The organism is Propionispora sp. 2/2-37 (assembly GCF_001298735.1).
Taxonomy (GTDB): Bacteria; Bacillota; Negativicutes; order Propionisporales; family Propionisporaceae; genus Propionispora.
This window is the reverse complement of sequence record NZ_CYSP01000027.1, coordinates 19,884-29,805: the sequence shown is the minus strand read 5'-3', so window position 1 is coordinate 29,805 and position 9,922 is coordinate 19,884. Positions and strand designations below refer to the sequence as shown.

General features: G+C 46.8%; 9 protein-coding genes. All 9 read right to left on the bottom strand.

The window, feature by feature from the left end; translation table 11 throughout:
• Nucleotides 1–887: PTS system mannose/fructose/sorbose family transporter subunit IID (locus P22_RS19345; RefSeq protein ID WP_054261873.1), on the bottom strand; the 887-nt coding region annotated here is incomplete at its 3' end.
• 2 nt (nt 888–889) lie between these two features.
• Nucleotides 890–1,636 carry a PTS mannose/fructose/sorbose/N-acetylgalactosamine transporter subunit IIC gene (locus P22_RS19340; protein WP_054261872.1) on the bottom strand — a complete coding sequence of 249 codons (747 nt, stop codon included), beginning with the start codon at nt 1,634–1,636 and terminating at the stop codon, nt 890–892.
• A gap of 20 nt (nt 1,637–1,656) precedes the next feature.
• A complete protein-coding gene (locus P22_RS19335) occupies nt 1,657–2,142 on the bottom strand; it encodes a PTS sugar transporter subunit IIB (RefSeq protein ID WP_054261871.1) in 486 nt (161 codons plus the stop codon).
• A gap of 21 nt (nt 2,143–2,163) precedes the next feature.
• Nucleotides 2,164–2,571, bottom strand: a complete 408-nt coding sequence (locus tag P22_RS19330; RefSeq protein ID WP_054261870.1) for a PTS sugar transporter subunit IIA — start codon at nt 2,569–2,571, stop codon at nt 2,164–2,166.
• 208 nt (nt 2,572–2,779) lie between these two features.
• On the bottom strand, nt 2,780–5,611 hold the full coding sequence (locus P22_RS19325) for a sigma 54-interacting transcriptional regulator (protein ID WP_054261869.1): 2,832 nt from the start codon (nt 5,609–5,611) through the stop codon (nt 2,780–2,782).
• A 275-nt stretch (nt 5,612–5,886) separates the two neighbouring features.
• Nucleotides 5,887–6,807: a type I phosphomannose isomerase catalytic subunit gene (locus P22_RS19315; RefSeq protein ID WP_054261867.1), complete on the bottom strand. Its 921-nt coding sequence runs from the start codon at nt 6,805–6,807 to the stop codon at nt 5,887–5,889.
• 4 nt (nt 6,808–6,811) lie between these two features.
• Nucleotides 6,812–7,729, bottom strand: a complete 918-nt coding sequence (locus P22_RS19310; RefSeq protein WP_054261866.1) for a transketolase family protein — start codon at nt 7,727–7,729, stop codon at nt 6,812–6,814.
• The gene (locus P22_RS19305; protein ID WP_054261865.1) at nt 7,726–8,550 is read right to left on the bottom strand and encodes a transketolase; all 825 of its coding nucleotides are present in this window, start codon (nt 8,548–8,550) and stop codon (nt 7,726–7,728) included. The genes P22_RS19310 and P22_RS19305 overlap by 4 nt, the downstream gene beginning before the upstream one ends.
• Nucleotides 8,551–8,632: 82 nt before the next feature.
• Nucleotides 8,633–9,910: a PTS ascorbate transporter subunit IIC gene (locus P22_RS19300; RefSeq protein WP_054261864.1), complete on the bottom strand. Its 1,278-nt coding sequence runs from the start codon at nt 9,908–9,910 to the stop codon at nt 8,633–8,635.
• Nucleotides 9,911–9,922: the final 12 nt, after the last annotated feature.

Below are 9,922 nucleotides of genomic sequence, written 5' to 3'. Positions count from 1 at the left end.
AAAACCCCGATTGCCGAACCAACTAAACTGATGAGAATCAGGAAACCGACAATCTGAACATACTTTGGGCCAACCTTCACCAGAAAGAGATATACGCCCAGCACCGCAACCAGCGGTAGTAATTTGGGTGCAATCTGATCCATTAGCGCCTGTACCTGGAGAGCCTTTACCGATGTCCCGATAGTAAGCGGAGTGGTAAGCTTCACATAGGAAGCGGATAAGGCGCCCATCATAAACATACCTAGCACCCCGGCGCCGGTAATCACCTGCTGAATCTTGCCGGACTGCAGAATATCGATGATCGACCGTCTGCCGACGGAATAACCTTTGTGATACAGCGTATAACCCATGATTGCGGTAAATACAGTCTGAAGGATCAGGGGAAGCAAGGCAGAAACGGCTGAACCGGCCATGGCGAAGGGAATGAAAATCCCCATCAGGATCGGGCGCAGCGTGCCATAGTCAATAGTGTCGCCAATACCGGCAACCGGGCCCATCAAGCCGGTTTTAATACCGGTAATGACTTCTTCATTCACCTCTTCCTCATCGTCTGCCGGTTTGGAAGCGGCTTTTTCCTCCAGCGCAATGGTAATGCCGTTGACAATCGAACCCCAATTGCACTGGGTGTTGTACATCGTTAAATGCCTTTTCAGGGCTGCCGCCAGGTCCTCTTTATTTTTATACAGCTTTTCCAGTATGCCGGTCATGGCTCCGCAGAAGGCCAGCGCCTGCAACCGTTCATAGTTGTTGGATACTTCAGAATACGCAAACCAGCGAATCCATGATTTGGTAATATCCTTTTTTGTGATTTTTTCCGGCTCTATATTTTGCCGCATTACCACCTGCTGATTTGCTGCATTTTGCCGGGTTACTATTTCCGGATTCATGATTACCCCTCCCTTTGTTGTGACATGGGTTGAAAATGCGTGTAAATTGCCGCCAGGCAAAAGCCGAAAATCGCAACTCCCACGATACTAATGCCGGAGTAGGCTACAATGAAGAATCCCATAATGAAAAAAGGAATAAAGTTCTTCTTGCCAATGACTACCATGGTTAACGCAAAACCTAGAGCCGGCAGGATATTCCCCGCCACATTAAGCCCCTGCATAACCCAGTGCGGGACGGCATTCATGAAGGCTTGTACCGCATCAACACCAAAGATGTTGGCCAGGAATACCGGAATAAACCGGATCGGCAATACCAAGAGCAACGGGTACAGGAAAGCCAGCCGCCGTATCCCGTTTACATCGGCCCGTTCCGCGCATTTGTCTGCCATATGGACAAAGCCTGTGCACAGGGTTCTTCTAAGCTCATCCAGCAAAACACCGACCAGACCGACGGGTACGGCGATAGTTACTGCCACCTCCGGACTGACATGGGCCTGAATGGCAATGGGAAGCGCCACACAGGTGGCCAGCGCTTCATCTGTCGGGATATTGCCTCCGGGAGCAATGGCCCCCAGATACATCATCTGTAAGGTGGCACCGGTCAGTAATGCCGTCTGCATATCGCCAAAAATCAAACCGATAAATACGGACAACGACAACGGCTGCCGTATTAACATGGAGAAACCGTACCAAATCCGGTTGGTTGCGATGTAATACAATAAACCAACCAAAGCTGCCTCGACTATCATCTTTCCATCATCCTTTCTTTTTATAATTTTTTAAGGATTTTGTCTAAACTGGCCGGAGTTTCTTCCGGCACGGTCTGGAAAAACACTTCGGTACCGGCATCACTTAATTTTTGCAGGTTTTCCCCGTCCTCCTTATCTAATGTAATTTGGTTATACACCACTTTTCGGCCCGGTCCGGCTCCCAGCCCGCCAATTTGCAGCCGTAGCAGCGGAATGGCCTTTTCTGCTGCGGCCAAAGCCGTTGCAACGGTTTTAAATAGAATCAATACACTGCCATTACCCAGTTGATTTTTTTCCCAGGAGGCTACCGCCTCATCTACCGACATCATTTCCACATTCACCCCCGGAGGAGCCGCCATGACATAGACCTGACTCATAAACGGATCTTTTGCCAACTTGTCGTCAATGACGATGATCTTATTGGCACCGCTCTGTTTTAACCACCGCGTAATCACCTGACCATGAATCAATCTGAAATCCACTCTTACCAGCTTAATTTCAGCCATAAAATCGCCCTCCAGCTTTTTTTACTCTCCATTTTGGTTTGGCAGATCGGCTATACAGCATGCCTTCATTCCGGCCTTTTGAACAGCTTCCGCCAATTCTCTCCCGGATAAATGTCGGCGCAACACATCGCCCTCAATGATCATCGAAATATTCACACCACTAACTACGTTGATATCATAACGTCCCGACAAGGCTATCGCCACGTTAAAGGGTGTACCGCCGAACAAGTCGGTTAATATCAGCACTCCTCGGGGCAGAATATCCAGCTTTGTCTTAACCATTTCCATAAACTCTTCAGGAGATATTCCAGGTAACAGCGGGAAAGCCCACACATTTTCCAATCTGCCCATAATCATTTCCGCGCTCTGCATTAACGCCTCTCCCGCATTACCATGGGTTAATATCAACAGCCATGATGTTTCCTTCATCCTTCCTGACCCCCTTTCATTAGCAAAAGAGCCTTCCCTAGCTTTAGATTGGTTAGGCTTTTCTTGCCCTATACTAAAGCAAGAACCCTGCCAACTTGACCTCACTTTCTCGTGATTCGGCAAAAAAATAAAAAACAATCGATAAATCCAGGCTTTTCCAAGCGCTTTTTTATCAATTGTTTTTCCTTTTATGAAAAATCTATTTTTTTCATTTCGATGTGCATCGATCTGTATCAATCATATCAATAAGATAGCCGATCTCTGTATCAGGAATTATCATACCAAAGGTATCCTCCACCACCTGCAGGGACGTTTTCAACGCCTGATAAATATCCATGTTTTCCTGAATACGGGTTGCAATATCCTGATACGGCAGCGATTCCTTCTTTATTACTCTTTCGATCATGCAGGTGCAGTGCATGAGAAAAGCTGTTTTTAAATGGTCGGTTTCTTCCATGCCCAGCATACCAACAATGTCCTGTAAAGCCTTTTCCAGCACAGTATAGGCTTTTTGCGGGTTTAAAAAGCTTAAGGAGTCCTCGATAATTTCCATAGTCAAATTGGGAATCAGTCTTCTTCTCGCTGCATCAAAACGCCGTCCTTCAATCATGGCACTGATTCGTTCCAGCCCGTTGCCTAACACAATCTCATCTGTTGAAATATAGGGTATACCGGTGATATGAGGATTTAAACTGCCTGCAAATAAAAATATATTGTCTAATGCAGCACGGGTCAGGCTTTTTATCTTTTGCATGGTCATTGGCCGGACGGTAATATGATGCTCTTTTAGGCTGGGAATGGAATCGGTAATTAATCCGGCCAGTTTTACCGCGGTTCCTTCTGAAGTCATACAGGTGGTAACGATCATTTTCGCGGTTATACCGGGGTTTGGCATTTCCGGCTCTTCGGTAAGGGCTGCCGCCAGATTAGGAACTGTATCCCGCAAATCCTCGGTCAGCTGGGCCAGCGTCATATCGGAAATCAGGCTCTTGCGGGCTGCGGCTAAGGCAATCGGGGTAGATACCATCTGAATGGTTTTGATTGGGATCCCCGTTCTCTCCTCAATAATCTTTCCGAAGGCTGCCAAAGAGCCCATATCCACCAGCAGTAAAACACCTTTCCCCTGATCTGCCTTTCTAACCAATTCCACCGCCCGTTCCAATACATCCTCAATTTTATCATCCAACGCCATATCGATTGCTTTACAATGGTTCGTACTCAGTAACACATTGCAAACTTCCGCAATACTTGAGGCCGTGCTTGCTCCATGAGCCATGATGACAATACCGACTTTTTGATTCATTTCTTCAGCATCGATAGCATACAGGAACATCGCGATAAAACCCTCTTCCTCTTCCGGAATCTCCATAGTTAAGGCTTGTTCCAGCTCCTGGCGAATGACTTTGGCGACTTTATATTCTTCCGGGTTGTTAATCGCGATCTTATTTAAACTTTCTTTAGTATAATTGGAGTTTTCCGCTTTCCGGTGCGGCAGCGCATTAATATGCATGGCTAAGGCAATGACTACTTTTTTACTGATCTTTTTCTTTAGCATGTTGGAAGCGCTGGCAAGAACCTGTTCAATGACCGAATAGACTCTGGGACTGACTACCTTAAAAAGCTTTTCATTTTCCGATAGTTTCTCATGGATATCCACCTTTTTTAACAATTGTTTCAGATATTTTTCGATAACCTGATTCATTCTCTGTTTTATATTTTCCTGCGAATACCCCCTTTTGGTATATAGGTTAAACTTTGCCGTTAATTCCGCATACACTTTGTCGGAAGCATTATCACCGAAAACATTTTTATTCCATCTATTTTGCGGGAATTCGTAATATATACGGCTGTCGTTTTCCAAAAGCTCAAATATTTCGTCCCGTTTTTCCTGCCTGTACAGCAGTCCCTTGTACACATGTTCCGGAATCAGGGGGATATCAATTTCGATAAACACTTTTCCCTGTGTTTTATATTCCAGGAATCCCCGGGCACAAATCAGCTGTATGTCGCTTTTTAGCTGGCCGATATTACCTTTGCAATCGTACAGTAACAAGGCCCGTAATACATCTTTATACACACGGATCGGCGCCTTGATGATTTCCGACTGGACAGCAAAGAAGTTACTGATTAATTCATAACGCTCCGCCAGCGATCGTTCCGGCAAGGAAGGCAGCTTAATGACCATGGGAATTCTTCGTAAAAAGGTTTTTAACAATACCGACTCGACATCTTCCGTAGTCGCTGCAATCAACAGCACGTCTGCATTTCGTGTACTGCCGGTTTCCCCCACTCTGCGGTATTTATTCTTATCAATCAGCAGAAAGAGCATTTCCTGTCCTTCCGGGGACAGTCTGTGTACTTCATCGAGCAGCAATATGCCGCCATTGGCTTTTTCAATCAGTCCGGGATTATCCTGGTTGGCCCCCGTAAAGGCCCCTTTCACATGGCCGAACAACTGTGCCAGGATCAATTGGGGATTATCCGCATACTCGGCACAGTTAAAGATGATGAAGTTGGCATCTTTTCTTAACGTGCCGGATTCCAGCGCATACTGGTACATGCTCTCGGCAAAGGTGGTCTTGCCGCTGCCAGTGGGACCAATGAGTAAAGTATGCAGTCCTCTGGGCGGATAAAAAATAGCCGCCTTGGCCTGTTTAATCGGAACATCCAGACTCATTTTCGAGCCAATAATCTGATCAAAAATATCCTGATTCTCTCTGCCGCTTCGCACGGAATCCAGTTCACGATGGATAAGTCCCCTTATCGACGACACTTCCAGTGATTCCCTGATAATATTCCTCCCCAGCAAACGCTCAAGCCTAGCCTTATCAAAGAAATAAACCGGGTGCCCTTTCACTTTTATAACTCGCTTTTCGCTTACCAGCGTATTTAACTCCCTGCTGGTATTATTTCTAATGATACCGGCGATTTTACTGATCTGATTTGTATCAAATCCCGAAAACCCCTGTTCCAGATCCTCAAGACTGACTTTACTGCATAATGTCCTTAATGTCTCGTAGATGTTTTGCTTTCTTGTCATATGCTGATCTCCTATTTTCTTATTGGGGACGGTTCTTCCGCTTCCGGACAAACAAGAGAACAAAGCTTTCTTTTGAGCAAGCAATATTGCCAAAATTACCAATTACCAGATAACAGTGAGTTAAATTCCCCAAACATACAGAAAAATCCTGCATAAAACTAACTGGCTTCTGCTTCATCACCTGCATACAGCATGAAAAAAGATCAAATCCCAGTATCATCAACCGAAGGATTTGATCTTTTATTAACATAAAATAAACTTCAAAGCATTCCTATTCATCTGATCTTTATATATTGCAAATCGCCCTGCAGTGTAACGGTGTCCAGGCAAGCCGGAATCAGAATGGTGTCTCCTGCTTTTACGGCTTCTGAAAACCCTTGATAAAGGATGTTCCCCTTACCACTGGTGAAGGAAAATATCAGGTAGTGATTATTCGTATTCTCCTGCTGTTCGCCGGCAATACGGCATGTTTCCATGGAAAAATATTCACACGCAATGCGGTTATTACTAAAGTCAGCCTCCGGCTGCAGGTCAAAATCAATCACGTCCAGTGCCTTATTAACATGCAATTCACGAGGCTTACCGTCCGTTCCCGGCCTGTCGTAATCATACACCCGGTAGGTTGTATCGGAATTCTGCTGCACTTCGCAAACGACAACACCCTCTAATAGTGCATGCACCAGACCGGCAGGGACAAAAATCATGTCGCCTGCTTTCACCGGTACGGTGCGCAGCATGTCACCAACAGTGGACGACGCAACCGCCTGAATAAAACGTTCCCTGGAGATACCTGCCTTCAGGCCATATACGATTTGAGCATTTTCCCTGGCTGCCAATACATACCATGCCTCAGTTTTCCCCGGTTCCCGCTCAACCCGGAAGGCATATTCATCACTTGGATGTACCTGAACAGACAAATTATCATTAGCATCAATAAACTTAACTAACAAGGGAAAATTTCCGGCGGCTGCGTTTCTCTCCCCTAATATTTCCCGCGGATGCGCAGCAAGCAATTCCTGCAATGTCTTTCCAGCCCAACCGCCGTTGGCAACAACACTCATACCATTTTCCCGTGTGCATATTTCCCAGCTTTCCCCGATTGCAGCCCCGGGAAGCTCTCTGGCAAACAATTGCTGCAGTCTTGTCCCGCCCCATACCAGACTCTTATAAACCGGCTGAAACTTGAAAGGGTACATATGGTTAAAAGGCCTTTACCGCAGCTATAATATCGTCTGTGGTTAATTTATATTCCTGTAGCAACTCATCCGGACTTCCCGAACAGCCGAAGCGGTCTTGTATTCCGATCAATTTTATTTTAGTAGGCTGCGCCTGTGACAATACTTCACATACGGCAGAACCCAATCCGCCAATAACGCTGTGCTCCTCGGCCGTTACTACTTTACCGGTAATACTTGCCGTTTTGATAATCAGTTCTTTGTCTATCGGCTTTATTGTCGGAATGTTGACAACCGCAGCATGAATGCCTTCCTTGGCCAATTGTTCAGCCGCTGCGAGGGCCTTAGATACCATAATGCCTGTGGCGATAATGGAAACATCGTTGCCTTCACGCAACATTTCTCCCTTGCCGATAGTAAACTGATAGGTTTCATCGTGGATATCCGGCACGGCAATGCGGCTTATACGCAGATACACCGGTCCAACATGTTCAATCGCCGCATAAATGGCCTGCCGTGTTTCTACGGCATCCGCAGGACTTAACACGACCATGTTAGGCACGCTGCGCATCAAGGCAATATCCTCCACGGACTGATGACTGCCCCCGTCATAACCGACCGTAACACCGGCATGAGTTGCCGCAATTTTTACGTTTAATTTAGGATAAGCTACCGAATTACGGATTTGTTCAAAAGCTCTTCCGGTCGCAAAAATCGCAAAGGTAGAAGCAAAGGGAATTTTCCCGCAGGCTGCAAATCCGGCAGCCGTCCCGATCATATCCTGTTCCGCTATTCCCATGTCAAAAAAACGTTCCGGGCAGGCTTTTTTGAACTCAATAACTTTGGTGGCTTTGCCCAAATCCGCATCAAGGACAACAATTCTAGGATCCTCTTTCAGTTCGGCCAATACCTGGCCGTATACATTCCGCATCGCCGTGCTCATATGCCAAGCCCCCTTTCCAATTCCGCAATTGCCTGGGCAGTTTGCTCCTGATTGGGGACGGCCCCGTGCCAGCTTACCTGATTTTCCATAAAGGATACCCCTTTGCCCTTTACGGTTTTGGCCACAATCACGGTTGGCTTTTCTTTACAGGCCATTGCCGCATCAATGGCTTCGGCAATATCCGGCATATTATGCCCGTCGATTTCCAACACATTCCAGCCAAAGGCCGCAAATTTACCGGCTACCGGCTGCACGCCCATAACCTCTTCATTGGAGCCATTAATCTGCAGGCCGTTACAATCCACAAAAACCGTTAGATTATCCAGTTTATAATGGGCCGCACTCATGACTGATTCCCATACCTGCCCTTCCTGCAATTCACCGTCGCCAAGAAGGACGTACACTCGATATCCCTTGTGGTCCAGTTTCCCCGACAAGGCCATCCCATTGGCAACAGACAGGCCCTGCCCCAATGAGCCGGACGACATGTCCACACCCGGCGTGACTTTCATATCCGGATGTCCCTGAAGAATCGACTTGAATTTTCTCAAGGTGCTAAGCTCCGATTTCGGGAAAAACCCTCTTGCAGCCAGTATAGCGTACAACCCAGGGGCCGCATGTCCTTTTGACAAAATAAACCGGTCACGGTCTTGCCACTTGGGCTCCCGGGGATTAATATTCATTTTTTCAAAATATAAGACGGTCAAAAGCTCAACCATCGACAACGCTCCTCCCGGGTGACCTGTGCCGGTGGCTTGCAACATATTGATAATATCGATTCGGACCTGCCGGGCCGTCTTTTTCAGAGCTGCTATATTCATCCGTTTCCTCCTCTTCCGATTGAAAGGTCTGCTGTACTGCCTGCTTACTACAAGATAGAAAGAATTCCGCCATCTATTCCTGTTATTGTACAAATAATTTTAAAATATTGCCTAATACAATGCCTACCACTCCAAAATCGGCATCACTAAACGTAGTATTGGCGAACCCTAAATCCCCCAGAACCGGCATCAGCAGCACCGGCAGGAACGTAATCAACAACCCCTGGGCAAAAGCGCCAAAGACTGCTCCCCGGATGCCGCCTGTCGCATTACCGAATACCCCTGCCGTCGCCCCGCAAAAAAAGTGCGGTACCACACCCGGTAAAATGATCGGCAGCCCCGGCATCGACTTATCCATAATGAGCAAAGCAATCATCCCTACAATGCCGCCGGCAAAACTCGATAAAAAACCGATCAGTACCGCATTCGGCGCATAAGGATAAACCACCGGACAATCCAGTGCCGGTTTGGCATCAGGGACAAGGCTGGTAGCTATACCGGTAAAGGCCGGCACAATTTCCGCCAGAACCAACCGTACACCGGCCAAAATAACATACACCCCGCCGGCAAAGGTGATTGCCTGAATAATGGCAAAGACAATAAAGTTTTGACCATTGCTGATTTCTTTCTCCACATAAGCCTGACCGCAGGCAAGCGCTACAATCAGATACAATACCGCCATAACTAACGAAATAGCCAGGGAAGAATCCCTTAAAAAACTAAGACCTTGCGGGAAATGGATATCTTCAGTAGATTTTTCTTTGTTGCCAACCAAAGATCCCACCCAGGCGGACAGTACATACCCGACGGTACTAAAGTGTCCGAAAGCGACATCGTTCGAACCGGTAATCTTCCGCATAGTCGGCTGGGCCAGCGCCGGAAACAGGGCCATGATAAAACCCAGTACCAAAGAGCCAACAACAACCAGGGCGATCCCGTTCATGCCGCCTACGACCAAAATAGCGGCAATCATGCAAGCCATATACAACGTATGATGTCCGGTTAAAAATATATATTTAAGCGGAGTAAAGCGGGCGATCAAAATATTTACTACCATACCAAAGGCCATAATCAGCGCGGTCTGTGTTCCAAACGTTTTCAACGCCATGGCCACTATGGCCTCGTTGTGGGGAAGAACACCGTTAATACCAAAGCCATAGTGAAACATCGCTCCAAAACTGGATAATGCTCCAACAACAATCCCGGTACCGCCACCTAGAATTAAAAAACCAAGAATGGTCTTAACCGACCCTTTGATAACTTCCGGACCGCTTTTCTTTTGCGCAATCAGCCCAACCATGGAAATAAGGCCAACCAATATGGCCGGAACACTAAGAATATCAAGGATAAACTTTAACATCTTGCCTCTCCC

What these genes read in the sequence shown, in the direction of transcription:
- P22_RS19310 (WP_054261866.1), bottom strand. Translation starts at nt 7,729, where the DNA reads ATGAGCACGGCGATGCGGAATGTATACGGCCAGGTATTGGCCGAACTG.
- P22_RS19300 (WP_054261864.1), bottom strand. Translation starts at nt 9,910, where the DNA reads ATGTTAAAGTTTATCCTTGATATTCTTAGTGTTCCGGCCATATTGGTT.
- P22_RS19315 (WP_054261867.1), bottom strand. Translation starts at nt 6,807, where the DNA reads ATGTACCCTTTCAAGTTTCAGCCGGTTTATAAGAGTCTGGTATGGGGC.
- P22_RS19340 (WP_054261872.1), bottom strand. Translation starts at nt 1,636, where the DNA reads ATGATAGTCGAGGCAGCTTTGGTTGGTTTATTGTATTACATCGCAACC.
- P22_RS19325 (WP_054261869.1), bottom strand. Translation starts at nt 5,611, where the DNA reads ATGACAAGAAAGCAAAACATCTACGAGACATTAAGGACATTATGCAGT.
- P22_RS19335 (WP_054261871.1), bottom strand. Translation starts at nt 2,142, where the DNA reads ATGGCTGAAATTAAGCTGGTAAGAGTGGATTTCAGATTGATTCATGGT.
- P22_RS19330 (WP_054261870.1), bottom strand. Translation starts at nt 2,571, where the DNA reads ATGAAGGAAACATCATGGCTGTTGATATTAACCCATGGTAATGCGGGA.
- P22_RS19305 (WP_054261865.1), bottom strand. Translation starts at nt 8,550, where the DNA reads ATGAATATAGCAGCTCTGAAAAAGACGGCCCGGCAGGTCCGAATCGAT.